This is a genomic window from Klebsiella sp. RCJ4, assembly GCF_009025755.1.
GTDB classification, from domain to species: Bacteria; Pseudomonadota; Gammaproteobacteria; order Enterobacterales; family Enterobacteriaceae; genus Klebsiella; species Klebsiella michiganensis.
Window position 1 is genome coordinate 2,880 of record NZ_WCIN01000044.1, and the last position, 25,709, is coordinate 28,588.

Sequence of the window (25,709 nt, forward strand, 5' to 3'; positions counted from 1 at the left end):
TGACAGTGACTCCGACTCGGACAGCGATGCTGACTCTGACAGCGACTCGGATTCGGACAGCGATTCGGACTCGGATAGCGATTCAGACTCTGACAGTGACTCCGACTCTGACAGCGACTCGGATTCCGACAGCGACTCCGACTCCGACAGTGACTCCGACTCGGACAGCGACTCGGATTCCGACAGTGATTCCGATTCCGACAGCGATGCTGACTCTGACAGCGACTCCGATTCAGACAGCGATTCGGACTCTGACAGCGATTCCGATTCCGACAGTGATTCGGATTCTGACAGTGATTCGGATTCTGACAGCGATTCCGATTCCGACAGCGACTCCGATTCGGACAGCGACTCCGACTCTGACAGTGATTCTGACTCTGACAGCGACTCGGACTCGGACAGCGATTCCGACTCCGATAGCGACTCGGATTCCGACAGCGATTCTGATAGTGACAGCGATTCGGATTCTGACTCTGACAGCGACTCGGACTCTGACAGCGACTCGGACTCTGACAGCGACTCGGACTCTGACAGCGATTCGGACTCTGACAGCGACTCCGATTCAGATAGTGATTCGGATTCGGACAGCGACTCGGATTCGGACAGCGACTCCGACTCTGACAGTGACTCGGATTCAGACAGCGACTCCGACTCGGACAGCGACTCTGACTCTGACAGCGATTCTGACTCGGACAGCGACTCGGACTCCGACAGCGATTCCGACGCTGACAGTGATTCGGATTCAGACAGCGATTCTGATTCTGACAGTGACTCCGACTCGGACAGCGATGCTGACTCTGACAGCGACTCGGATTCGGACAGCGACTCGGATTCGGACAGCGACTCGGATTCGGACAGCGACTCGGACTCCGACAGCGACTCCGATTCGGACTCCGACAGCGACTCCGATTCGGACTCTGACAGCGACTCGGATTCGGACAGCGACTCGGATTCCGACAGCGACTCCGACAGTGATTCCGATTCCGACAGCGACTCGGATTCAGACAGCGACTCGGATTCCGACAGTGATTCCGACTCCGACAGCGATTCGGACTCTGACAGCGATTCGGATTCAGACAGCGATTCGGATTCTGACAGCGATTCCGACTCCGACAGTGACTCGGATTCAGACAGCGACTCGGATTCCGACAGCGATTCGGACTCCGACTCTGACAGCGACTCGGATTCGGACAGCGACTCGGATTCCGACAGCGATATCGAGGCCATCCCCGATAGCAACAGCCCGGACGTTGTCGCGCTGGAAGGTAACCTGAACAACGTCAGCGGTACCAGCGGTCAACTGGTTGGCCTGACGTTACTCAGCACCGTCGATGTCTCGCTGCTGTCGGGCAATAATCTGCGCTTTAGCGTGGGTTCCGGAACCGTTGAGGATATGACGGTATCGGTGAACGGCAACTCGCTGCTGACGGCGAGCGGATTGCTGACCACTATCGTCAACCTGCTGGGGGCAGGAAATACCCTGACGGCCGATCTCTCGGTGGTGAATACGGTCACCGGCGAAGTCGTGGCGATTGCGGAAAACAGCGTCTCTATCTCGGCGAGCCTGCTTGGCGGGCTCTCCTATAACGGCACGGTCTCCTTCGCCAATCTGCCGGCGGGCGACTACACCATGGTTATCTCTGCGCCGGAAAGTAACGGCCCCCTGGTATCGTTGATCAACGCGCTGGCGGCGGCCCAGGTGGCAAGCTTCGTCAACGTGGACGTGACGGATTCCGTTGGCTACAGCGTCGGCGCCATTGAAGGTAACGTGCTGGATACCACCGCCAGCGGCGATATGCAGGATAGCGGTCAGGGCATCTCGGTCACCAGTGCGGTATCGGACTCCGTCGACGGATCGACCCCGGTTAACGTGACCAGCGCTGGCGTCAATATCACCGGGGCTTATGGGGTACTGACGATTCACTCTGATGGCAGCTATAGCTACCAGTTGACCAAAGGCGGGGCCGCTATCGGTCAATCGGATGTCTTTAGCTATACCATTACCGATGAAGCGGGCAATACCTCGACGACTAACCTGACGATTAATATCGGCGGCAACATCGAACCGGCGCAGGCCAATCCGGATGCTCAGGAAACGGATCTGACCGCGACGTTCGATACGCTCAACGGAGAAAGCGGTACCGTTGGCCAACTTGTCGGCGTCTCGTTACTCGGTTCCGTCAACGTTGGCTTACTCAACGGCAATAGTTTTGACTTTGACGTCGCCGCGGGGGCAAACGAAAAAGTGCTGCTCGCTGTCTCTGGGACCACCGGCCTGAGCCTGGGCGCGGCCCTGAGCACGTTGCTGAGCCTGCTGGGTGGCGCATCGTCCTTTACGGCGGATCTCTCTATCGTCGATAAGGCGACCGGCGAAGTGGTGCAGGTTCTGACCAACGCCGTCAACATTAATGTTAATGGACTCGGTCTCAGCCTGGGCTATAGCGGCGGCGGCTGGTCCTCAATGTTACCTTCAGGGTCGTACACGGCGGTGGTCTCTTCACCGAATACCGGCGGTCTGTTGGGCGCGCTGCTGGACCTGAACCTGGGCACCTTTGTCAACGTGTCGGTCACCGATTCTGAGGGCTATCACACCGACAGCCTGACGGGGAACGTCCTGCAAAGCGATGGCGACGGCGATGTGGCGGACACCGGGGTAAATATTAAGGTGACGAGCGTCACCGCCACCTCGGTGACCGACGCCGATCCGGTATCGGTCACCAGCAGCGGAACGACGATAGCCGGTGCCTGGGGATCGCTGACCATCCATAGCGACGGTAGCTATACCTATCAGCCGTACGGCGGAGTGAATAGCGTCGGCCAATCGGAGGTCTTTACCTACACCATAACCGACAGTCTGGGCCACACGGCGAGCACGACGCTGACGATCGATATCGACAGCCCGGCTTCGCTGGCGGTGAATGATGTCGTTGCGCTGAACGTGGCAACGGCGCTGGCAACGGTGAATGTTCCGGCGATTGACACGGCGGGGCTGAACACAAGCGGTAAGTCGACAACGGGCGGAGTATCAGCGAGTAAGTCGATTAGCTTTAGCGTGGGGGCCGATCGCGAAATGGATACCCTCTCGGTGAATGTGAACTACACCGCAAGTGGCTCGGTGGTCAATACCGTCAGGATTGACAGCACGGTCAGCATTTATCACGTACTCAGCGACGGCAGTAAGGTTCTGGTGTGGCAGGGGGCACCGACAGAAAATCTGACCACGATTATCGGCGCAACAGCCAGCGCTACGGATACGCTAACGCTAACGGGTGTGGCATTGAGCGAAGGAAATTACGAGATGGTCCTGGCTTCGAAAGCCACCGCCACTCTGGATTCTTTCTTAACGCCAGCGCCGAATTATACGGTTGGAGCTTCTATCACCGGTACGACGTTCGATACCGCAACGCACTATACGGTGGCAGGAACCAACGTCAGCGGGAATATCCAGAACGGAAACAACTCGGGCGGTACGGAAGATTTCCATGGCGTGCTGTATGCCTCATACACCGTCGCCGGACATACTTCCACTGGCAGTGCCGAATCCTGGACCTTCAACAGCAATGGCAGTATCACCACCAGCAACGGTAGCGCAGTAACCGGAAGTAGCGTCACAATTTACGGTGACTATGGCACCCTGACGATGGCGAATAATGGTTCTTATACCTACAGTCTGAAGGCAGGGATGGATGTGTCGACAATCACGCACAAGGAGGTCTTCGCCTACACGGTAAACGACAGCAATGGCGTTTCTTCCGCGGCGACGCTGACCATCGATCTGCATCCGCAGATTACCGGCAGCGTGAACGGCGACGATATCCACAGCACCGCTTATGACGATACCTTCACCCTGGGTATCGGGGCCGACACGGTGGTTTACAACCTGCTGGCCGATGACAATACCGGCGGCAACGGCAGCGATACCTGGAAGGATTTCTCGGTTGCGCAAGGGGATCATATCGATGTGTCGGCGCTGCTGGTTGACTGGGATGGGAACAGCAGCAGTCTGGGCAACTATGTGACCCTGAGCTACGTTGGCAATAACACGGTGGTATCCATCGACCGCGACGGCGGGGCCGGTGACCATCAATCAACAACCTTAATTACGCTGGAAGGGGTGCATATCAATTCGCTCAACGAGCTGCTTGATACAAATAACTCCAACTAATCGGCGTTATAGCGAACGGCACACGGAAGTGCCGTCCAGATTATTTATTGCGGAGGAATGAATCGGGCAGCGATCCGGGAGATAGCAGACCGTTATTTAATAAAAATAATGATGCGGAAATTATTATATCCGTTTTTTCAGTGCGTGAATTCTGAAGGGTAAATTTGATGCGTCTATTTAAACAAAAAAGGAATGTCATAACCTGCGGCTATACCGCTCTCTTTATTGCTTTGAATCCGCCGTTTTCAGGTCATGCGGAAAATTCATACTTGATGCCGAATGATATTAGCAGCCAGCGTTTAACCGATAGCCAACAGGTCGCGGGGTACAATGAAGAGATTATTAATAGCCAGACCCGAATATCCGGCCCGCTGGATATAAAAAAAGCGGTAAAAAATGCGGTCAACTGGCATCCGGCGATTACCCAGGAGGTCAGCAAACTCCAGGAAATGGCGCAGAAAGTTGACGTGGCGAAAGCCAAATATTACCCGCAAATTAGTGCGGGTATGAATAATGGTTATAGTAATACTTATTCTGATGCCGGATATACGCCATCGCTGGTCGTCTCGGTATCGCAAATGCTTTACGACTTCGGCAAAGTGTCCAGTTCGGTCAGAGCCGCCGACTCCGGCGTGGCCCAGCAGCAGGCCACCGTCATGCTGAATATCGACCAGGTCGCTCACGACACCGCCGCGGCGGTAGTGCAGGTGCAGGGCTATCAAAAGCTGGTCGACATCGCTAAAGCGCAGGTCGATTCGCTTAAACAGATTGGCGATCTTATTCGCCAGCGCAACGATGCGGGGGCGTCATCGTTATCGGACGTTGTGCAGACCGATACCCGCGTGGAGGGCGCGCAATCTACGCTCCTGCAATATCAGGCGGCCCTTCAGCGCTGGAAAGCCACGCTCGCGACCTATATCGGCATCGGCGGCATTGCCACGGTGACGGATGACCTTCCGCAGGGGATGGACGCCGCCTGCGCGGTATCCAAAATCGATTACCGCTCTGTTCCGGCGGTATTAGCGGCGCTGGCCCAGGCCGGCCAGGCTCAGGCTCAGCTGGATAACGCCAACGCGCAAATGCTGCCGACGATTTCCCTTGAGCCGGAAGTCACCCATTACCTCAACGATAACTACGCCAACAGCGCGGTACTGAATAAAACGCAATACTCCGCGTGGGTGAAAGTGCAAATGCCCATCTATCAGGGCGGTGCGATGACCGCCTCACGCGACGCCGCCCAGCAAAGTCTGGCGGCGGCGAATGCGGCGATAAAAACCGCCCAGCTGGATGCCAGCCAGAAGCTGAACGCCTCTCGCGATGAAGCGGTTAATCTTGCCCAGTCGCTGGGGATTCAGAAACGTCAGCAGCAGCTGGGTGAGCAAACCCGGGCGCTGTATCAGGATCAGTATCTTCAGCTCGGCTCGCGGCCGCTGCTGGATCTGCTCAACGTCGATCAGGAAATTTACCAGGCCAGATTTAGCCAGGTCCTGACGGAATCACAACTGCGTTCGCTGGAGCTGGACTGCCTGTTCAGCACCGGCAAGATGCGCTCGGTGTTCGCGCTGGAAAAACAAAATATCCAGGGCGTGGAGATCCGCCCATGACCTCACAAAACGAACGCGCCGGGATACCGCATTTGCTCGATTGGTCTAATGCGATTGCTTTTATTGCCAACCACTATCGACAAAGCTTTTCTCCCGGCACGCTGCATGCCGCCGCCGAGTGGGCGACGCAGAAAACCCTGCCGGAGGCGCTCCGGCACCTGGCGCGCCACGCCGGGCTAAACTGCCAGTTTTTATCTCCGGGCGATGAGAAAATGTCGGCCTGGCGGCTACCGCTGGTCGTCCAGCTGCGCGACGGGCAAGTCGCCGTGCTCGAAAGCTTTGACGTTAATAACGCCGTCGGGGTGCGGTTTGTGAAGGAGCTCGCGCTGCTCAGCTACTGCCCGCTGGAAACCCTGCTGCCGGAAATTGAAAAGACCATTGCGTTTCGCCCGTCAGCGCCGGAAAGGGATATTCGCACCGAGAGCTACCTGGCCCGCTTTCAGCCGGACTGGCTGCGTAAAATTGTGCTGAAAGATATTCGCCCCTACCTGCACGTGATGCTGGCGTCTTTTGCCATAAACGTTCTTGCGCTGAGCGGTATTCTGTTTTCGATGCAGGTTTACGATCGGGTGATCCCGGCGCAGTCTTATCCCACTCTGTATGTCCTGTTCAGCGGCGTATTGCTGGCGGCGGTATTTGCTTTTGTGCTGAAAATTATGCGCGGGCACGTCACGGATCTGCTCGGCAAACGCGGGGATATTCGCGTTTCTGACCGGGTCTTCGGCCACGCGCTGCGCCTGAAAAACAGCGCGGTACCGCGCTCGACGGGGAGCTTTATTTCGCAAATCCGCGAGCTGGAGCAGGTGCGCGAAATGATGACCTCAACGATGATGACCATCGTGGCGGATTTACCGTTCTTTTTGCTGTTTCAGGTGGTGCTGTTTATCGTCTCGCCGTGGCTAAGCTGGATTGCGCCGGTGGCGACGATTCTGATGATCCTGCCCGGCCTGCTGCTGCAGCGCAAGCTCGCGGCGCTGGCCAATAAAAACCAGCATGAAAATACCTTGCGTAACGCCATTCTGGTGGAAAGCATTCAGGGGTTGCAGGACATCAAAATGATGCAGGCGGAAAGCCGCTTTTTGCATCAGTGGAATAGCTATATTGCCATTACCGCCGAGTCGGGGGTCAAAACGCGCAGGCTCACCCACGGCCTGGTCAGCTGGGGAATGTCGGTGCAAAACCTGCTCTATGCCACGGTGGTGGTGGTCGGCGCGCCGCTGGTGATTAATGGCGACATCACCACCGGGGCGATGGTGGCGGCATCAATGCTCTCGACCCGCATGGTGGCGCCGATGACCGCGCTGTGCGGCGTACTCGCTCGTTGGCAGCAGGTGAAAACGGCGAAGGCCAGCCTCGATAACCTGATGGCGCTGCCGGTCGAAGGGGGGCAGGACGAAACCCGGGTTCACCGCGCCGTGCTGCACGGCAATTACGAGTTCCGGCAGGCGGAATTCCGCTACGGCCTTAACGATGCCGCGATCCCGCTGCGTATCAACCAGTTATCCATTAAAGCCGGCGAGAGAATCGCCATCCTTGGGCGAATCGGCGCCGGTAAATCGACCCTGCTGCAGGCGATGATGGGCAACGTCGAGCTGGTTTCGGGCGAGCTGCGGCTGGATGATTTAAGCCTGCCGCAGATCGACCTCGCGGATATTCGCCGCAACGCCACCTTGCTGACCCAGGAGGCGCGGCTGTTCCACGGCACCCTGCGTGAGAACCTGATCCTCGGGCGACCGGCGGCGACGGATGATGAAATCTTCTCGGTGCTTACCCTGTGCGGCGCGCTGGAGTTTGTGCGCAAACTGCCCCTCGGTCTTGAACACGTCATTATGGAAGGCGGGCTGGGGCTTTCAGGCGGCCAGCGGCAGTCTCTGCTGCTGGCCAGGACGCTGCTGCGCGATCCGAACATTATCCTGCTCGATGAACCGACCTCGTTTTTCGACGAGCGAACGGAAAAGGCCTTTGTGGAACAGCTGGCGCAGTGGGCCGGCGAGCGAACGATGATCATCGCCACGCATAAAGCTGCGGTGCTTAATATCGTCGATCGGATCCTGGTTATCCAGGACGGGCAGCTGGCGCTGGATAAACCCAAAGCAACGGTTTTTGAGCAAGAGAAAGCCCGCGGGCAGGTGGTGAACATATGAGTAAAATCCCCCTGATGGCCGATCACGACCCGGTGGCGCTGCTGCCGGATAGCGAAGAAGACGAGGCGAAAATTGTTAAATCGCGGCGGCTGATTCTCCTGCTGGCCGTTATGCTGCTGGTGGGCGGCATCTGGGCATGGTTCGCGGTACTGGACGAAGTTTCAACCGGTACCGGGAAAGTGATCCCCAGCTCGCGGGAGCAGGTGATACAAACCCTCGACGGCGGTATTTTAACCGAGCTGAACGTACGGGAAGGCAGCAAGGTACAAGCCGGACAGGTTGTGGCGCGCCTCGATCCCACCCGCAGCGAATCTAACGTCGGCGAAAGCCAGGCGAAATATCGCGCCTCGCTGGCGGCGAGCATTCGCTTAACCGCCGAGGTGAACAATCAGCCGCTGGCGTTTCCCGACTCCCTGAAAGCCTGGCCCGCGCTGCTGGCGGAGGAGACGCGTCTGTACCATAGCCGCAAAGAGCAGCTGAGCAAATCGACGCGCCAGCTGGACGAGTCGTTAAAACTGGTGAATAGCGAACTGGCCATCACCGAAAGGCTGGCGAAAACCGGGGCGGCGAGCAATGTCGAAGTGCTGCGTCTTCGCCAGCAGGTCGCGGATATTAGTTTTAAAAAGATCGATCTCAATACCCGCTATTTTGTTGACGCGCGTGAACAGCTGTCAAAAGCCAATGCCGACGTGGCCAGCCTGGCGGAAGTGATAAAGGGGCGCGCCGATTCGGTCACGCGCTTAACCGTTCGTTCGCCGGTGCAGGGGATCGTTAAAAATATTAAGGTCAATACGATTGGTGGGGTTATTGCGCCCAACGGCGAGCTGATGGAAATTGTTCCGGTCGATGGCCGGTTATTAATCGAAGCGCGGATTTCACCTCGTGATATTGCTTTTATTCATCCTGACCAGCAGGCGCTGGTGAAAATTACCGCCTATGATTATGCCATCTATGGCGCGCTGAACGGCGTGGTGGAAACCATATCGCCGGATACCACTCAGGATGAAGCTAAACCGGATGTTTACTACTATCGGGTGTTTATTCGCACTGACTATGATTACCTGGAAAATAAAAGCGGCAAGCGTTTTTTAATTGGCCCGGGAATGATTGCCACCGTTGATATTAAGACCGGCGAAAAAACGGTCATGGATTATCTGGTCAAACCGTTTAATCGGGCAAAAGAAGCCTTAAGGGAACGTTAATCAACGGGCGAGCTTCTTATCGGCTACGGGTCATGGCCGTTTGCGGTCCGCTAGCCCGGACAAGGCGCGTTGAGCGCCGCCTCCGGGGAGTGTGCCGGGCCGAGCCATCGGCGCAATATCTAAAATGGGTTTGTTTGCAGTCTCTGATAATAATTTTTAAACATTCAACGCATTCTTGAATAAACGGAGAGGGGAAGATGGCGCTAAGTGATTTACTGCAACAAGCCTGCTTTCAGGCGAAAAAATTAAAATCCACCGTATTGCCCTCTGACTATCCGGCATGGGTAATCTTCTTTAGCGTCAGCGATGGCCAATCACGCGCGCATATGCATATTTCTCGCGGTACCAGCTTCGATCTCGCGTGGCTGGCGGGGGCCAGGGCGCTGCAGGAGTGGCGTAAAAAACAGGACCGCGAACCGCAGTGGCTGCGGGTTGACGTCGTGGACAGCGTGGAAAAGCTCAGCTGGCAATCCCTCAATGAAAAATTCATGGTCACCAAGCGTAACTATTTTCGCTTTGGCCTCGCGTTTGACCCGCAGTTTAATTGCGCAATGCTCGAGCAGGAAATTGCCGGCAACGCGCTGCTCTACGATGGCGATAACGGCGTCGTGGCGCCGAATAGCGTCAATCTGGAAAACTACGCCCGGCGGCGGTTTAAACAGACGCTTAGCTGGCCGCAGGATCCGCAGCAGCCGCTCTGACGCTTTAAAACTCAGGGGATCTTCTGCGATCGTTTTGGGACAAAAGTGATGGAACAGAGCGGGCGAGGTTCCGGCTATCGCGTTATCGGGGAAAACTGGCAGGACGAGTGCCTCGCCGAGGTGATTAAAAAAGGCACCGATTATCTGGCCCGTCAGGTAAAGCAAGACGGCCTCTACCATTACGGCTGGTTTCCCTGTTTCGACCGCCCGGTCCGATCCTATAACGCGCTGCGCCACGCCAGCTCCACCTATTCGCTGATTGAGGGCTGGGAAGCGACCCGTCAGCCGTCGGTTCGTCAGGCGATAGACCGCGCGATTGCGTACCTGGTTAACACGCTGATTGAAGTACGGACGCTGGACAATGGACGCGAGGCGGCGTTTCTCTGCGACGTGGGCGATGAGATCAAGCTCGGCGGTAACGCGGTAAGTATCCTGGCGCTGGTGAAATACACCGAGACGACCGGAGACCGGCAATATCTGCCGCTGATGGCGCAGCTGGCGACCGGCATCGCCTTTATGCAGGATCCGCTCAGCGGCCAGTTTGTTCACGTATTGAATAGCCACGATCTGTCGCTGAAAGCCAAATTCCGCATCATTTATTACGATGGCGAAGCGGCTTTTGCTCTTATGCGCCTGTACGGCCTGACCAAAGCGCCGCAGTGGCTGGAGATGGTGGAAAAAGCCTTCGCCTATTTCATTAAAAATAAGCACTGGCAGCACCATGACCACTGGCTGAGCTACTGCGTTAATGAGTTAACCCGCTTTCGCCCGGAAGAGAAGTACTTTCGCTTTGGCCTGAACAACGTGCGCGATCATCTTGATTTTGTGCTGCATCGCGTCACCACCTATCCCACGCTGCTGGAATTAATGATGGCGGCGTCTGAGATGGTGACCCGTCTGGACGCCTCGCCCGAGCATCGCCATCTGCTGGCGGATTTTGACCAGCAGAAGTTCTGGCAGGCGCTGGAAGTTCGGGCGCGCTATTTGCTGAACGGCTTCTTCTGGCCTGAGCTGGCGATGTTTTTTAAAAATCCCGCACGGATCGTCAACAGCTTCTTTATTCGCCACCACAGCTACCGCGTGCGTATCGATGACGTCGAGCACTACCTTTCCGGCTTTATCGCCTATCAGAAATACCATTTAGCGGCAAAAAAGCCGCTGCTCCCGCAGGACGACGCGCCGCCGTCGAATAACGCGATCCCCGTTTTTCTGCTGGAGACGCTGCGCGACGTCGGCAACGGTATTGAGGTGGCGGCCATGCGGCGGGCGAAGCTCTTTACCGAACATTTGCGCACCGTGCCCTGGATAGTTACCGCGACGTGGAATCCCGAATTGTCCAGAGCGGTGCGGGCGCTGAAAGCGCGCGGCGCGCTGCCCGAAGAGGTGCCGGTTTATAACCTCTATGAGTGGCTCAGCGATTGCTTTGAGATGAACGCGATCGCTGCGCTGGCGCCGCTGGTGGGCAATATCGAGCTCAGGCATGCCGTCAATCCCGGCGCGGATGTCGCGGTGGGTAAACACAACTTCCTGCTGCGTCCGCAGGGGAGAATCATCGAAGACTATATTGATAGCGCCGGCAATATTCTGCTGCGCAAAAGCTTTGACGAGAAAAAGGGCAACGTGCAGCTAAGCCATCTTGAAATTGCCCTGGCGGGCGGTGAAGTCAAACGCTTTGCTCAGGAAGAGGCGTTTTATGCGTGGATGCTGGAAACCCGGCTGGCGGAAAAAGGGCGCTGGCATTTTATCGTCGATAAAAATAAAACGTGGAAAAGCTTCGTCTGCTCGCGGCCCGCACAGCGCATGGCGTGTACGCTGAGCGCGATTATTCACTCCCATCATCAGCTGTCTAACGGCGCGCTGAAAAGCTCCTACCGGCATATCCTCGAACAGCCGGAGCTTGTCGATCGGCTGATTGTCCTCACCGATGAGCAGTGGCAGGACCTGCAGCTGGAGGGTTTCCCGGCCGCGCGGATGGTGGTGATCCCCAATCATCTCGATAACGGCAATATTCCGGCGAACCCGCAGAAAGCGCCGTCGCAGACGGTCATTTATCTGGCGCGCTATTCGGAAGAGAAGCAGCATGCCTTGCTGCTGAACGCCTTTCGTAAAGTGCTGACGGCGATCCCCGATGCGCAGCTGCACACCTACGGGGTCGGGCCGCTGCGGCGCAGCTTAAGCGCGCGGGTGGCGGAGTGGGGGCTGGAGAAGGCGATCCATATCAACGGCTTCACCTCCGACATCGCGCAGGCGCATAAAACGGCCTGCTGCACGGTACTTTGTTCGACTCAGGAGGGGCAGTCTCTCTCCGCCGTGGAGGCGATGGCCTACGGTACGCCGCTGATTAGCTTTGCCATTAAGTACGGTCCGCGCGACATCCTGCAGGACAGGGAGGCGGGGATTCTGGTGCCCTGCGGCGATGAGGAGGCCCTGGCGGCGGCGCTGATCGCCGTTATCTCCGACAAGTCGCTGCAGCAAAGTATGCAGCAGGCCGCGCTGCGCAACGCCCAGCGCTACTACGGCAGCGCTATCGCCGGACGCTGGGCGGCATGGCTGCAGACAAGCGAGCGTCAGTTGGATGCCGGCGCGGAGCGCGGAAACGGGCTGGAAAAAAAGCGTCCTCGGGCGGTTAACGTTGGCTAACCGTCAGCGCCTTTTTTATTCCCGCGGCCCTCAGGCGTGGCGATGAGACGAGTCATCGCGCTCCTGCTGGCATCCTGCTGCTGTTCGCCGCTGCTGGCGCGCGATGTGGTGCAGGTTTCCCGCTGCGTTCCCGGCTCTTTGCTTCATGCGCATCGCCTGGAAAAAGCGCACGTCGTGGATGACTTTCATATTTACTACAGCCTGCAGGGTAGGGACGCCCTGCAATATCCGCAGGATAGTTCCGGCGACGGCGTGCCGGATGTCGTGAAAGACATTGCGAGCCAGCTCCAGGCTGCGAAATATCTCTACACCTCGCTGCTGGGCCTGCGCTCGCCGCTGCAGCAGAAAATTTATCGCCAGGCCCGACAGATCAACATCTACCTGCTGACGCTCCCCAAAGGTCACGGCCTGGCCTTCGATCGGGTGGCGGCAGAAACCATGGGTGACGGAACGGCGCTGCCCTGCGGCTTAAAAATTGTCCTTAACGCCGCGCTGCGGCCGGCGCGCAACATTACGCCAGCGCATGAATTATTTCATTTGTATCAATACGGCTACGGGGTTTTTAAACAGAAATGGTACCTGGAAGGTATGGCGCGCTGGATGGAAAATGCCTTCAGACCCGCGCAGGAAAGAGTTGTGCCTTCATCCGGGGAGGTTGCCTGCGAGAGCAACGTTTCTCGCAGCTATAGCGCGGCCACCTTTTGGGCCAGCTATGCGCAGCAGGCGTTTGCCGCCACGCTAGTGCCGGATAACGCGCTGGCGTATCGCTATGTCGATGGCAGCCCGGTGTTTCAAACCCGGACGGTACCCGGCGGCGCGATGCTGGCGCCTTTTTTTCAGCAGCTTGCGCTCAGCAGCCGGCGCATTTCTGGTGAAATGAAGCTGCCCAATATCCGCTGGAGTGAACAGCAGCAGCGCGACGGGCGGTACAGTCACCTGATTTGCCAGGCGTTAGCCGCGACGGCGCAGAATAAAAAATAAGCGGTATGCATACTCATTCTGCTGGCTGCGCGGGCCCGGATTTTGAATAAAGCCTGTTCATCTTTTCCGGCAGATCAATAATATCCGTCAGGATGCCGCGCGATAAATGGATATAGCCGTCACTCTTCAGCTTCGATAATACCCGCATGATGCCGCTGCGGGACAAAAAAGAGTGGTCCATAATATAATTCACGGCAGTGATGTTATTCTTAATTACATTCGGTTCATCAATAAGTTCGAGCAGATGGCTACGTATAATTTCGTATGCGGAGAGTTGTGATATCGTCATGCAATGAGCATAGACTTTGGCCGAACTATAATCCTGCAGCATCGCCAGCGATTGCCAGAGATGATATTTGACGACCTGCTCATGAAAAAAACGTTGTGGAATCAAAAGTAAGCGCGATGTTTCTTTCGTTTTAACATACAGATGGCGGGTATATGCCAGCTGGCAGCTGGCGCCAAAAATAAACGGTGCGCTTTCAGCATTAAGGATCATCCCATCGCTTATGCGGTTTAACGCCACGCTCCCGTCGAATAAAATGAGGCACTGTCTTTCACCATTCCGCGTCAGGCTGATGTTGCGTTTTTTGCTAATGGTGCAGGGCGTATGCTCTTTAGCGATTATCTCAATCAATTTTTCAATATGATCGGTGGGTTTCACGACTTTGCTTAAAATTTCATCGCGGAGCAGCGAGTGATTATTCCTCTTCATTGTTACCCTTTTAAAACAATGAGTTGAAAATATTATTGAATGGATATTGTACGCGTCTAATAATCAATAATATGCTTTCTGTTGGCAACTTATCGAACATTGCCAGGATTATTTTCCTGCTATAAATTACGATTTGTAATCTAAAACCTGTAATTCATATTAGTCAATATAAATTGATTTTTTTTATTGTTTTTTTAAGCCAGGTAGATCTTTTTTTGCGGCTGGTCTTTTTGCGCAAAAAGTCACGTTATTGCGCGTGAGGAATTTCTCGCTTCGTTTTTGATTTTTTAACGCGATGATAAGCGGAGTGAGTCAGGTAGGTATATGTGTTTATTAAATAAAAAAGCGCGGCGTTTATTTTTTATCCTATTTGCCGCATACGCGGCGGCAAGGAGGAGATGAAAATAGCCAACGGGGTTTTAAACCTGGCGGTATCCAGGCGTAAAACCCACAAATGACTAGTTGCGCAATCGAGGGGCCTGCAGCTGCTGGCGAATGGTTCTGGCCAGTTCGTCCAGCGACGGCTGTTCAGGATGTTCGTCGCTGGGCTCGCTGCTCAGCTGCGCTTCTGCGAGATAAGTGTGAATCGGCTGGCCATCATCGTCTTCCATCACCACATGATACCAGGGCGCAAGGCGCAGTTCGTCGTTAGCGGCGATTTCATCCTCTTCCGGCTCCGTGAGCGAGTACTCGGGATCGACATCGACGATCACGCCCAGGTAGCCCAAAAGCGTGTGGCGAACTTGTTGGCCGATACCGAATTTGCTGGCTATCATAAGCACCTCCTGGGAGACATGATTACCTGCTATATGCGGGCCGATTCTCCACTTTTCAAGTTACATGATGCGGCAAGCAAACCCTTTCAGATACAGCCCTTCGGGGTAGGTTGCTATCACCGGGTGGTCGGCAGCCTGGCGGAACTGTTCTATAAATTGTACATCACGTCCGGCATCCAGGGCGGCATCGGCAATGATTTTCTGAAATAAATCGGTGGTCATCAGGCCGGAGCAGGAGAAGGTCAGCAGGACGCCGCCGGGATTCAGGAGCTGAATCGCCAGCATGTTGATGTCCTTATAGCCGCGGCAGGCGCCCATCAGCTGGCTTTTGTTTTCAACAAACTTCGGTGGATCCATCACAATCACGTCAAACTTTTCGCCGGCGTCGCGATATTTCCGCAGCAGCTTGAAGACGTCGTCGCGGATGAACTCCGCTTTAGACAGATCCAGCTTGTTCAGCTCAACGTTCTGCTTTGCGACGTCCAGCGCCTCCTGCGAGGTGTCAACGCTGACAACCTGACGGCAGCCGCCCATCAGCGCGGAGATGGCAAAACCGCCGGTATAGGAGAAGCAGTTCAGCACGCGCTTATCGGCGACGTATCGACGGGTCGCCAGGCGGCTGTCGCGCTGGTCAAGGTAATAGCCGGTTTTGTGGCCGCCCTGAATATCTACCAGCAGCTGCATACCGTGCTCGGTAATCGGCAGCAGGGCAGGCGGCAGTTCGCCGACAACGGGCCCCTGCGCCAGCTCCAGCCCCTCTTTTTTACGCACCGCGACGTCGCTACGATCGTAGATAGCGCAGTTCGGAAACAGCGTTTGCAGCGCGCTGACAATCGACGCCCGCTGGTATTCGGCACCGGCGCTCAGCAGCTGCAGTACAAAAAAGTCGCCAAAACGATCGATGGTCACGCCCGGCAGGCCGTCGGACTCACCGGCTATCAGGCGATAGCTATCGAGCCCGTCGCGGGCCGCCAGCCACTCGCGCCAGGTTTGCGCCTGCTGCAGGCGACGTTCGAAAAAGGCGTTATCAATGGCTTCATTGCGATCGAAGCTCCAGACGCGGGCGCGGATCTGTGAAGACGGCGAATAGGCGCCGCGGGCCAGCCATTTTCCCTGAGAATCAACGATATCGATGGTCTCACCTGAACGGGCTTTACCTTCCATCCGGGCGACGGCGCCGGAGAAGATCCAAGGATGGCGACGCAGCAGGGATTTCTCGCGTCCTTTGGTTAATACTAAGCGGGGGAAAATGGAGTCTGTCATGGGGCTACCTTTAAGCAACGGGAATGTCGGCACCGAAAAAATGGCGCGTAGGTTAGCACAAGTGGCTGAGGCAAGCACCATTCCACCGGTATCGACAAGTGAGCGTTTCGGCACAAAACGCAGGCGCTTTGGCACAATAAAAAACATGCCGGGATCTTACAGTATTTCCTCACCTTACGGAGGAAAATACGATGAAAACAGGATTGAAGGTCGCAGCCGCGATGATGGTTATAATGAGCGGGACGGTGATTGCCGCGCCGTTTAGCGTCAGCAGCGCGGATATGCGCGACGGCCAGACGCTGGCGCAGACGCACTGGTTTGGCGGTTTTGGCTGCACCGGCGGCAATATTTCACCGCAGATCGCCTGGAAAAATGCTCCGGCGGGTACCCGCAGTTTCGCGGTGACCGCTTACGATCCGGATGCGCCGACCGGGAGCGGCTGGTGGCACTGGACGGTGGTGAATATTGCCCAACAGGTGACTGGCTTAGCCGCTGGCGCCGGAGACAAAAATAACGCTAAACTGCCCGCCGGGGCGATACAGGGGCGCAATGACTTTGGCTATGCGGGTTTTGGCGGCGCGTGTCCGCCCGCCGGAGATAAACCGCATCGCTACCGCTTTACGGTATGGGCGCTTGATACCCCGACGTTGCCCATTGATGGCGAGGCCAGCGGGGCGTTAGTCGGATTTATGTTACACAGCCACGCTATCGCCAGCGCGCAGTTAACGGCGCTGGCCGGAAGATAATAAAAAGGGCGGCATGATGCGGAACATCCATTTTCACCATAACGCGTTAACGGCGGCGGAAATCACTACCCGTCGTTTATGCAAACTGCACCGCGTCACGCTGTTCTCGCCCGCGATCTGCCGGGTAAACCGCGGCAGTAAGGTCATTGTGCAGGGTGCCAGCGAGATGCTGGCAACGCCGCAGCAGCTGATTATTTTGCCCGCCGAGGTTGAGCTCGAGGTGATTAATCAGCCGGAAAACGGGCTTTTTTGCTCCGACCTGCTCTCTCTCACGCCGGAACTGCTGGCGGATTTTAAGCACCGCTATATGAGCGAGCCGCAGACCGGTCGTCTGACGTCGCTTTGCGCGCCGCTGGCGCCGGAAATGTCGTTTATGTGGCAAAGCGTCCTGCGGGCGGTACGGGAGGGGCTCAGCGCCGAGCTGCAGCACCATCAGGCGATGGGATTGCTGCTGGCGCTGTATCAGGCTGGCTACGCCGGGCCGCTGCTCAACGAGCGGCGCGAGGACATAACCGGTCAGGTCAGGCAAATTATTATGCTGTCGCCTGCCGAAGCGTGGAGCGTGGCGAAAGTGGCTAAAATGCTCTTTCTTGGCGAATCGACGCTGCGCCGTCGTTTGCAGCAGGAGTCCCGGAGCTTCCGCCAGATCGTGGAAGAGGTCCGTATGGCCTACGCGCTGGGGCAATTACAGTCGACGTCGCGACCCATTGGCGACATTGCGCAAAGCAGCGGCTACCTGTCAGGCTCGCGCTTTAGCGCCCGTTTTCGTCAGCACTATGGATTATTACCTAAGCATGTACGCTGACGGAATTTGCTATCCTCTGTATTGAGTCATTGGCCGAAAAGGGGGGAACATGGCAACGGTTTGCACGATGGCGTGGGTATACGGCTCCGTTCAGGGCGTCGGGTTTCGCTATTCGACCCAGCGCGAGGCGCTGCAGCTGGGATTAACGGGATACGCGCGCAATCTCGACGACGGCGGCGTGGAGGTTCTGGCCTGCGGAGAACCGGACCAGGTGGAGAAACTTATTGCCTGGCTGAAGGCCGGTGGGCCGCGCAGCGCGCGGGTGGACAGGGTTCTGACCGAGCCCCATCAGCCCACCAGAGAGTGGCAGAAATTCGCCATTTTGTATTAGATGCATTTAACCGGTTTAGGCAGTCCGGCGATTTTTGTCGCCTGCTTAGCCGGGCCTTTCGGGAACAGGCGGTAGAGGTAGCGGCTGTTGCCTTTCTCTTCGCCAAACTTGTTCGCCATGGCCTTCACCAGCATACGAATCGCCGGTGAGGTGTTAAATTCCAGATAAAAGTCGCGCACAAAGCGCACCACTTCCCAATGCTCAACGGACAGGCTGATGCCCTCCTGCTCAGCGATAACGGCCGCCATCGCTTCGTTCCACAGGGTTGTGTCCTTCAGATAGCCTTCGCTATCGGTCTCTATTTCATTGCCTTCAAAGATAAACATGATTCTTCACATACCGCTGAAAATGGCGGCAGTGTAGCAAAAAATAAGGCCCCGCATAAGCGGGGCCTGAGTACAGACGGGGAGAGGATTAGTCTCTGCTGGCGAAGCCAAGGATGCTCAGCAGGCTGACGAAGATGTTGTACAGCGAGACGTACAGGCTAACGGTCGCGCGGATGTAGTTGGTTTCACCGCCGCGGATGATGTTGCTGGTCTCAAACAGAATGGCGCCTGAAGAGATCAGGATAAACACCGCGCTAATCGCCAGATGCAGAGCCGGCAGCTGCAGGAAAATGTTGGCAACCATACCGATAAGCACGACCACCACGCCCGCCATCAGCATTCCGCCGAGGAAGGACATATCTTTACGGGTGGTCAGCACGTAGGCCGAGCAGCAGAAGAACACCAGCGCGGTACCGCCCAGCGCCAGGCCAATCAGATCGCCCATACCCGCAGACAGGTAGGCGTTAAGCATTGGCCCCAGGATGTAGCCCAGAAAACCGGTAAAGGCGAACGCGGAAATGATACCCGTTGGCTTATTCGCGGTTTTATAGGTCAGGAACATCAGGCCGTACATACCGACCAGCGTCAGAATCAGACCCGGAGAAGGCAGCATCAGCACCGTGCTGGCCGTCGCCGTAATAGCGGAAAATGCCAGCGTCAGGCTAAGCAGGAAATAGGTGTTCCGCAGAACTTTGTGCGTGCTAAGTAGCGATGAACGGTCTCGCGACGATGTAATTATACGATCCATGAGTCACTCTCTTATGACAGATGTAATTAATAACGAAGCATAAAAAAAACAGGGCCTAAGCCCTAATGCTTTTACCCATCTTTACTCAAAGTCAGCGGGCTGAATGCAGCACATTATTCCAGGAAAATCGGGATAAGTGGCATTTTTATTTGTTCGCCTTCCGGAGTCAGATCGAAATCTGATAACTCACTGAAAAATATTGCGTTATAGCCATTCTGCGACTAACTCTGGAGAGGGTACTCACGAAGCGTAACAAAGGCAAGGGATATGAAAACACAAAAATATAATCACATCACACGCGTACTGGTGGCCGTCGGTCTGTTCTCCATGGTCATCCCGGCGCTGGCCGCTCAGGTACCGCCGGGAACGGCGTTGGCCGAAAAGCAAGAACTGGTCAGAAATAACGGCAGCGAACCGTCGTCGCTGGATTCGCATAAAGTGGAAAGCGACGTTGAAAACAACATTATCAGCGATCTTTTTGAAGGGCTGGTCAGCGTATCGCCAGCAGGAGAGATTGAGCCCCGGCTGGCGGAGAAGTGGGAGAATAAGGACAACACCGTCTGGACGTTCCACCTGCGTCCCGGTGTGACCTGGTCCGACGGTACGGCGATCACGGCGCAGGATATTGTCTGGAGCTGGCAGCGTCTGGTGTCGCCGCTCACGGCGTCGCCTTACGCGAGCTATCCCGGCAATATGCATATCGTCAACGGGGCGGAGATCGCGCAGGGGCAAAAAGCGCCCGAGACGCTGGGCGTCAAAGCGATAGATGATGCCACCCTTGAGGTCACCTTAACTCAGCCGAATGCGGCGTTTTTGGCGATGCTGGCGCACCCATCTTTGGTTCCGCTCGATAAAGTGCTGATATCGCGCTACGGCGACAAATGGACCAAACCGGAGCATATCGTAACCAGCGGGCCCTATAAGCTGTCGCAGTGGGTGGTGAATGAGCGCATTGTGGCCGAGCGCAATCCGCGCTACTGGGATAACGCGCATACGGTCATCAATAAGGTGACGTACCTGCCGATAAGCTCTGAAACCGCCGACGTCAACCGCTATAAGGCGGGAGAGATCGATATTGTGTATACGGTACCGATTAATCAGTTTGCCCAGCTCAAAAAAACCATGGGCGATCAGCTGGATGTTTCGCCGCAGCTGGCCACCTATTATTACGAATTCAACACTACCCGGCCGCCGTTTAACGACCCGCGCGTACGGCGGGCGCTGAATATGGCCCTCGATAAAGACATTATCGCGGAGAAGGTGCTGGGGCAGGGGCAGCGTCCGGCCTGGCTTATCAGCCAGCCTGACATCGGCGGGGTGAAGCTGCACAATCCCGAGTACGCCAGCTGGCCGCGCGAGAAGCGTATCGCCGAGGCGAAAAAGCTATTGAGCGAGGCCGGGTATAATGAGACCCATCCGCTGGTCTTTAATCTGCTCTATAACACGTCCGAATCTCACCAGCGAATTGCCATCGCCGCCAGCTCAATGTGGAAAAAGAACCTTGGCGTTGAGGCGAAGCTGCAAAACCAGGAGTGGAAGACCATGCTCGACGCTATGCATACGCATAATTTTGACGCCGTGCGCTACGCGTGGATAGCCGACTATGACGACGCCGCGACGTTTCTCAATAACTTCCGCACCGGCGACAGTGAAAATACCAGCCAGTACAGCAACCCGGCCTACGATGAGGCGCTGCGCAATGCGGCAAAAGCCTCTGACACGGCGGCACGGGGCAAGTTCTACCAGCAGGCGGAGGATCTGTTAGGTCAGGATGTCCCGGCCATTCCGGTCTATCACTACGTGCGCACCCATCTGGTCAAGCCATGGGTAGGGGGATTTACGTCGGATAAGCTGGGGTATTACTACACCAAAGATATGTACATCAAAAAACATTAACGCGAAGAGGGCGGTTTGCGCTGAAAATCTGCGCAAACTGCCTGAATTTCAGACGAATAACGCGTTTTTGTTTAATTTTAAGGCAGTTGAATAAATTGGTGCTTTACAGCCTGAACAGAGGTGTTTATAGTGCGCCTCATTGGAAGCGTGGCCGAGCGGTTGAAGGCACCGGTCTTGAAAACCGGCGACCCGAAAGGGTTCTAGAGTTCGAATCTCTACGCTTCCGCCAAATTTATGGCAAAATCAATAACTTACGATGGGTTTTTGGCTTTGCCCTGCATAAAGTACTGCATAAAAAGCCCGTGAAAACGGGCTTTTTTTGTATCCAAAATCTGCGTTTAATCACTAAAAACCCATCCAAAACCTAGCTTGTTAATGTGGGTAATCTTTAATAATGCCATGTTCCGCGCGCGGAGAGAGGTGATAGCATCCTACTCACGTAAAGCCATTAGGTTATTCCGGGTCATCAGTTAAAAGATAAAGTTGAAATAGCCTGCTAAGAAGGGACAGTCTGACGTAAGCTTGTCTCACTGCAGGGGGAATGGATAAGCAATATATTCACTAATAATACTGCTCTGACCTGTAAAATAACACTCGCCAAAATGAGATTTTTCTTAGATTATGAAGGGGGGGGGCGATGCGAAGCGCACACAGCAATTATGTCGTTTTCTTTTCCCCCGGAGTGCCTCGGTGGAATTTTTTATATCTTCTATTAATTTCATGTTTAATCATCATTTGTTTCTAAAATATTTTCTTGTGTTTTTTATGCTCATCAAGAAATTAAATATTCGCAAGATGGGATTTCCTACAGTCAATTTCACGAATATATTTATGGTAATATGGCTCTCCTATATTTGAACATAGATCAATAAAAAATAAATCACCATAATGTGCAGTATACAAAGATTAGTATCTTAACTATATACTTTTTTTGGAAGGTACAAAAGATGAGAATAGGAAAGTAGTAAATTGACATCTTTGTTCATTAAATGCTATCATTTATATTATAACATTACGTCATCCTATACTGATTAAGTATTTTGCATTAACCAGAAACATGTGTTATATCTTAATTGGTGAATCGATTGAGACATGTTAGCCTTAAAAATATTAATGCCTCCGCTTCATATTTCCGTCTACACAATAACAAGAAGTTCAAAGAGACAAGAGGAATGAAAAATGATGACACCAGAGGATGCGGTACGATATTGTCTTATTGGACTGGAGCGGGATTGTGATGACGCCATCATCAGTACAATTATACCGAAACTCCCTAAAGAGGTCGTCCATCTTGCTAAACGATGGGGCTGGGGTGATACAGAGGTTACAGAAAGTATTTACCAGTTCTTAAAGCAAGGGTATGACGAATAATAAAAATCTATTAGATGCTATGATGATAAATCCACTCTGTATATCACTCTGGGGGAAAAGATAAATCATATTTCTATACTCTCACATCGAAATTGGGTTGTTCAATTATAAACTTTATTCAGCGGGAGTAGTTGTGTTATAGCTGTAAAGATTAATGGGTGCAATGATTGTATGGATACCTTTATTAAAGAAGATAGAACACCCACCACCATTAGGTGATGGGTAAATGATAGTGTTATTTTACTATAACTGGTTTTTCTCTGCTGCAGATTTTTTCTGTCCTTCAACGGAAATCTGTTTTTTATAATCATTGTAAAAATCAGTTCGTAGATAGCTAAGCGTCATTTCGAATGATAAATGTGGAGCATCTAAGAGTATTTGTGTACCACCATTTGAATATTTGGTGAATTTATTACCAACAAATGGAATCTGCTGAGAAATTAATTTATATTTTTGTTTGAGAGATGAATTGATATAATTAAATTTTTCTTTAGGGAATTTGGCTAATACAGCGACTAACAAACCATTTCCATCAAAAATAGTGGTGACCTCTTTTAAACCGTCAAATGGTATATCTTTGACAGGAATATTATACATGTTACCATGGCTGTATATATTTTCACCTAATGATGAATATCCATTATATAAGTCTGAAGTCTCCTTTTCTGTTGTTTTTCCTAATGTCAGACCGAAAACTGTAGGATCGGCAAAAGAAGCAAAAGGCAGTAGTAAAACAAATAAACTGAAAATAATTTTTTTCATATATCCTCCATAATAAACAGACGCATTATCCCACTAAGCTTGTTTGTATCAGAGAGTATAACAACGTCTCCTACGACATAAACATGATATATGCTAGCATGATTTTTCTTTAAAACTAGTTTTTTGACAGATAACTAAAACGATTTTTCCAATATCGAAGATATCATTCTTCTTTCTGACGTGAGTATTTTACATATAATTATCGATATTATTCTATTGCATCCAGTGAAGAATTTTATTGAAATATGTTGTAAGCCCTACTTTATGCTTATTTTTTAATATAATGAAAAATTATAGTCCCTTGCGAAGTGAAGAGCGGAGTCTTGGGTAAACAGGCAAAGTAGTAATACAACTACTAAAAAATAGGGGGAGGTGGCTGTTACACCGACAGAACAACAGCTTTATAGTGTTATCGGGTCATTAAATAAGAGATGCATTATAAATGACAGGGAGTTAACGTTGTCAGGTAAACTATTAAATATCAAGTGGATAATAAAAAAATGAAAAGAAGTGAAATCAGGAAGGCGATTGAATCGTGGTTTGATATTGAGCATTATGACGCAATTGAACAGCTCACCCTACAGCAGTTTTATGTTGAGATTGAGCGGCGTATCTTGGCTTACAAAATGTTGCAGAAGCGCGATACATTGCCGCCCCTGAACAGACTCTTGCTGGATGATTACCGCAATAAGATCCAGAGAGGCGAAATTTTATTCAGTGGCGATACATCCACGCAGGGGCATGAGCTTGCCAGAACCTACGCTGTTGTCCCGGTAACCTGCAGTAATGCGCAATTATATGCGAAAAGTTTAACACTGCTTGCTACCCACCCTGAAACATCCCAAAAAAGTCAGTCCGAATACCTGTCGGAGTATCTGAAGGAGTCCGGGATAAAAAGCCTGTCTTCGATTACTGTCGATATCTTCCTACAGGAGGCATCAACTGAAGACATTATTGAACACCTGAAAGTACTCATCCCTCAATGGAAGAAACAACTAAAAATGAATGCTCCGGCAGTGAGGGAGTATCGATTTGGCAAAAGTACATTCAGAAAAATCATTGAATACCGTCTTATACCCATGATGGATCTCATTTTTTGGGGAGCAGATAATGACGGTATAAAAATTCCACTTTCCCTGATGTCTTCACTTCTTCATGAGGACAGTGATAATGATCGTGATGAAGGAATGCTAAAGGCAACGGATTACCCATTGGCAATGGCGTTCCTGACAGATGAAAACTATCTGAAATCACTTGAAGATTATATGATGGAAAACAATTACTTAAAAGACATCCCGGTTTCTGAACACGTCAGAGACGATACAAAGAAAAAAGCAGCCAAGTAAAAAGGGTTACGTTCGCCCTGAGCGAACGTGATCACATCCAGTTCCAACCATCTCTTTCCCGTTCACTTCCCCTCGATTTTTTCAAGAAACTCTTCTTCCAGCATCCCTAAAAAAACACAAGCGAATTCGCTATTATTTTCCTCGTCGCAACAACATAGAGAAAACAAAATCTCATAGAGATTACGTAAAACAACAGAGGAAATGACAATGAAAAAGAGTAACAAGCAAAACTATATGAAGAATGAAATCGCAGGGAAAAGATTAATCCGTGTTCCTGAAGTACTCAGTCGGGTTGGATTTAGTCGTACCACTTTATATGAACGTATTAAGGAAGGCAGTTTTCCAGACAGAGTGAAAATAGGGTTAAGATCTGTGGCCTTTGTTGAAAGTGAGATTGACGCATGGATTGAAAAAGTGATTGCTGAATCTCGCTGTGTATCTGAATACAACCATTTTAAATAAAAGAGGATAATATGAAAAATAGAACTATTCTGCCATGTGTAATAACTGTCACTAATGATGAAACGGAAATATTTATGGAAATGGCTGTTAATAACTTTAAAAAGCATCTTCAAGTCATGATCGATTGTATGGGCGATGATTATGAGCGTCATTTTAAAGACAGACGTTATGTTGAAGATGTGATTGTCAAAGTGATCGAACGAACAAAACAAGATTTTTCTGAATCAATGAAAGATAATAAAGGTAAAGAATGTTATCTGTTCTTGGATGAGGTGAGAAGGAATCTGAGAGTTATTTACACTGCGTATCGTACTAACTATTAATGATAGAGGTAAATATGAACGAAAAATGTTTAGGCTGGAATGAAATACCCGTTAAAATATCCGCAAGTAATGCTGATACAGCAAACTTTGCTACTGATGTTGTAAATACCTATAATGAGTTAATACATTACTTATACTTTAATCTAAAGGATGATGTGTTTCTGAAGAAAATGAAGGATGGATTTTACAGGGAGATATTCATAATGGATATTATTAATCTCACGCTACATGAATGGTTTGAAAGTTCTGAAGAGATAAAGATTAAACACATATCAGTCCCTGAGGTTAAAACTATACTAAGTAGCTATCATGAGTTTTTGATTAAATGTTTTAATGGTGATGATTATATTCTTTTTTATAAAAAAATAGAAATCAGCGCAAACAAACAGTCTGTAATATAAA

At 52.5% G+C, this 25,709-nt stretch carries 20 protein-coding genes, 1 tRNA gene and 1 pseudogene; 16 read left to right on the plus strand and 6 right to left on the minus strand.

The window, feature by feature from the left end; all coding sequences use genetic code 11:
• From F8562_RS24895 to F8562_RS24920, 6 genes and pseudogenes are all read left to right on the plus strand, one after another.
• A partial coding sequence (locus tag F8562_RS24895) for a type I secretion C-terminal target domain-containing protein (RefSeq protein WP_319644008.1) occupies positions 1-4,165 on the plus strand: 4,165 nt, incomplete at its 5' end.
• A 167-nt stretch (positions 4,166-4,332) separates the two neighbouring features.
• The gene (locus tag F8562_RS24900) at positions 4,333-5,769 is read left to right on the plus strand and encodes a TolC family outer membrane protein (RefSeq protein ID WP_014228671.1); all 1,437 of its coding nucleotides are present in this window, start codon (positions 4,333-4,335) and stop codon (positions 5,767-5,769) included.
• On the plus strand, positions 5,766-7,913 hold the full coding sequence (locus F8562_RS24905) for a type I secretion system permease/ATPase (protein WP_004849540.1): 2,148 nt from the start codon (positions 5,766-5,768) through the stop codon (positions 7,911-7,913). The genes F8562_RS24900 and F8562_RS24905 overlap by 4 nt, the downstream gene beginning before the upstream one ends.
• The gene (locus F8562_RS24910; protein ID WP_014228672.1) at positions 7,910-9,115 is read left to right on the plus strand and encodes an HlyD family efflux transporter periplasmic adaptor subunit; all 1,206 of its coding nucleotides are present in this window, start codon (positions 7,910-7,912) and stop codon (positions 9,113-9,115) included. The genes F8562_RS24905 and F8562_RS24910 overlap by 4 nt, the downstream gene beginning before the upstream one ends.
• A gap of 197 nt (positions 9,116-9,312) precedes the next feature.
• Positions 9,313-12,456: pseudogene (locus F8562_RS24915) on the plus strand (glycosyltransferase).
• Positions 12,457-12,498: 42 nt separating this feature from the next.
• Positions 12,499-13,437: a peptidase gene (locus F8562_RS24920; RefSeq protein WP_094909552.1), complete on the plus strand. Its 939-nt coding sequence runs from the start codon at positions 12,499-12,501 to the stop codon at positions 13,435-13,437.
• Between the two features lie 13 nt (positions 13,438-13,450).
• Here the strand turns inward: F8562_RS24920 and F8562_RS24925 are convergent, their stop codons facing one another.
• The 3 genes from F8562_RS24925 to rlmI form a co-directional block, all read right to left on the minus strand.
• Positions 13,451-14,152 (minus strand): helix-turn-helix domain-containing protein, encoded by a 702-nt coding sequence (locus F8562_RS24925; protein ID WP_014228675.1) that lies wholly within the window; start codon positions 14,150-14,152, stop codon positions 13,451-13,453.
• Between the two features lie 458 nt (positions 14,153-14,610).
• Complete coding sequence (gene hspQ / locus F8562_RS24930; protein ID WP_009651933.1) at positions 14,611-14,928, minus strand: heat shock protein HspQ; 318 nt, start codon at positions 14,926-14,928, stop codon at positions 14,611-14,613.
• Positions 14,929-14,988: 60 nt separating this feature from the next.
• Positions 14,989-16,191: a 23S rRNA (cytosine(1962)-C(5))-methyltransferase RlmI gene (gene rlmI, locus F8562_RS24935; protein WP_009651924.1), complete on the minus strand. Its 1,203-nt coding sequence runs from the start codon at positions 16,189-16,191 to the stop codon at positions 14,989-14,991.
• 191 nt (positions 16,192-16,382) lie between these two features.
• Here rlmI and F8562_RS24940 point away from each other — a divergent pair, with 191 nt between their 5' ends.
• The 3 genes from F8562_RS24940 to yccX are packed head-to-tail and all read left to right on the plus strand — an operon-like array spanning position 16,383 to position 18,073.
• Entirely contained in the window at positions 16,383-16,937 is a 555-nt protein-coding gene (locus F8562_RS24940) for a YbhB/YbcL family Raf kinase inhibitor-like protein (RefSeq protein WP_014228676.1), read from the plus strand.
• Between the two features lie 16 nt (positions 16,938-16,953).
• Positions 16,954-17,742, plus strand: coding sequence for a helix-turn-helix transcriptional regulator (locus F8562_RS24945; RefSeq protein ID WP_014837988.1), 789 nt, complete (start codon positions 16,954-16,956; stop codon positions 17,740-17,742).
• 49 nt (positions 17,743-17,791) lie between these two features.
• Entirely contained in the window at positions 17,792-18,073 is a 282-nt protein-coding gene (gene yccX, locus F8562_RS24950) for an acylphosphatase (RefSeq protein WP_004849561.1), read from the plus strand.
• On the opposite strand, the gene tusE is transcribed toward yccX, so the two are convergent.
• Complete coding sequence (tusE, locus tag F8562_RS24955; protein WP_004849563.1) at positions 18,070-18,399, minus strand: sulfurtransferase TusE; 330 nt, start codon at positions 18,397-18,399, stop codon at positions 18,070-18,072. The two genes, yccX and tusE, sit on opposite strands and share 4 nt — an antisense overlap.
• 88 nt (positions 18,400-18,487) lie before the next feature.
• The gene (yccA, locus tag F8562_RS24960) at positions 18,488-19,147 is read right to left on the minus strand and encodes an FtsH protease modulator YccA (RefSeq protein ID WP_004100829.1); all 660 of its coding nucleotides are present in this window, start codon (positions 19,145-19,147) and stop codon (positions 18,488-18,490) included.
• Positions 19,148-19,414: 267 nt separating this feature from the next.
• Here yccA and F8562_RS24965 point away from each other — a divergent pair, with 267 nt between their 5' ends.
• The 3 genes from F8562_RS24965 (at position 19,415) to F8562_RS24975 (ending at position 22,414) form a co-directional block, all read left to right on the plus strand.
• Positions 19,415-21,043 (plus strand): ABC transporter substrate-binding protein, encoded by a 1,629-nt coding sequence (locus tag F8562_RS24965; protein ID WP_014837990.1) that lies wholly within the window; start codon positions 19,415-19,417, stop codon positions 21,041-21,043.
• Positions 21,044-21,184: 141 nt separating this feature from the next.
• Positions 21,185-21,272, plus strand: a tRNA-Ser gene (locus F8562_RS24970).
• A gap of 950 nt (positions 21,273-22,222) precedes the next feature.
• Positions 22,223-22,414 carry a hypothetical protein gene (locus F8562_RS24975; protein WP_094909550.1) on the plus strand — a complete coding sequence of 64 codons (192 nt, stop codon included), beginning with the start codon at positions 22,223-22,225 and terminating at the stop codon, positions 22,412-22,414.
• Between the two features lie 243 nt (positions 22,415-22,657).
• Here the strand turns inward: F8562_RS24975 and F8562_RS24980 are convergent, their stop codons facing one another.
• Positions 22,658-23,176 carry a hypothetical protein gene (locus tag F8562_RS24980; protein WP_094909549.1) on the minus strand — a complete coding sequence of 173 codons (519 nt, stop codon included), beginning with the start codon at positions 23,174-23,176 and terminating at the stop codon, positions 22,658-22,660.
• 500 nt (positions 23,177-23,676) lie between these two features.
• On the opposite strand from F8562_RS24980, the gene F8562_RS24985 reads away from it, so the two are divergent.
• The 4 genes from F8562_RS24985 (at position 23,677) to F8562_RS25000 (ending at position 25,708) form a co-directional block, all read left to right on the plus strand.
• On the plus strand, positions 23,677-24,522 hold the full coding sequence (locus F8562_RS24985) for a DUF6387 family protein (RefSeq protein WP_094909548.1): 846 nt from the start codon (positions 23,677-23,679) through the stop codon (positions 24,520-24,522).
• Between the two features lie 234 nt (positions 24,523-24,756).
• On the plus strand, positions 24,757-24,984 hold the full coding sequence (locus F8562_RS24990) for a helix-turn-helix transcriptional regulator (protein WP_094909555.1): 228 nt from the start codon (positions 24,757-24,759) through the stop codon (positions 24,982-24,984).
• Positions 24,985-24,995: 11 nt separating this feature from the next.
• Positions 24,996-25,307 carry a hypothetical protein gene (locus tag F8562_RS24995; protein WP_094909547.1) on the plus strand — a complete coding sequence of 104 codons (312 nt, stop codon included), beginning with the start codon at positions 24,996-24,998 and terminating at the stop codon, positions 25,305-25,307.
• Positions 25,308-25,321: 14 nt separating this feature from the next.
• Complete coding sequence (locus F8562_RS25000; protein ID WP_094909546.1) at positions 25,322-25,708, plus strand: hypothetical protein; 387 nt, start codon at positions 25,322-25,324, stop codon at positions 25,706-25,708.
• Position 25,709 lies beyond the last annotated feature (1 nt).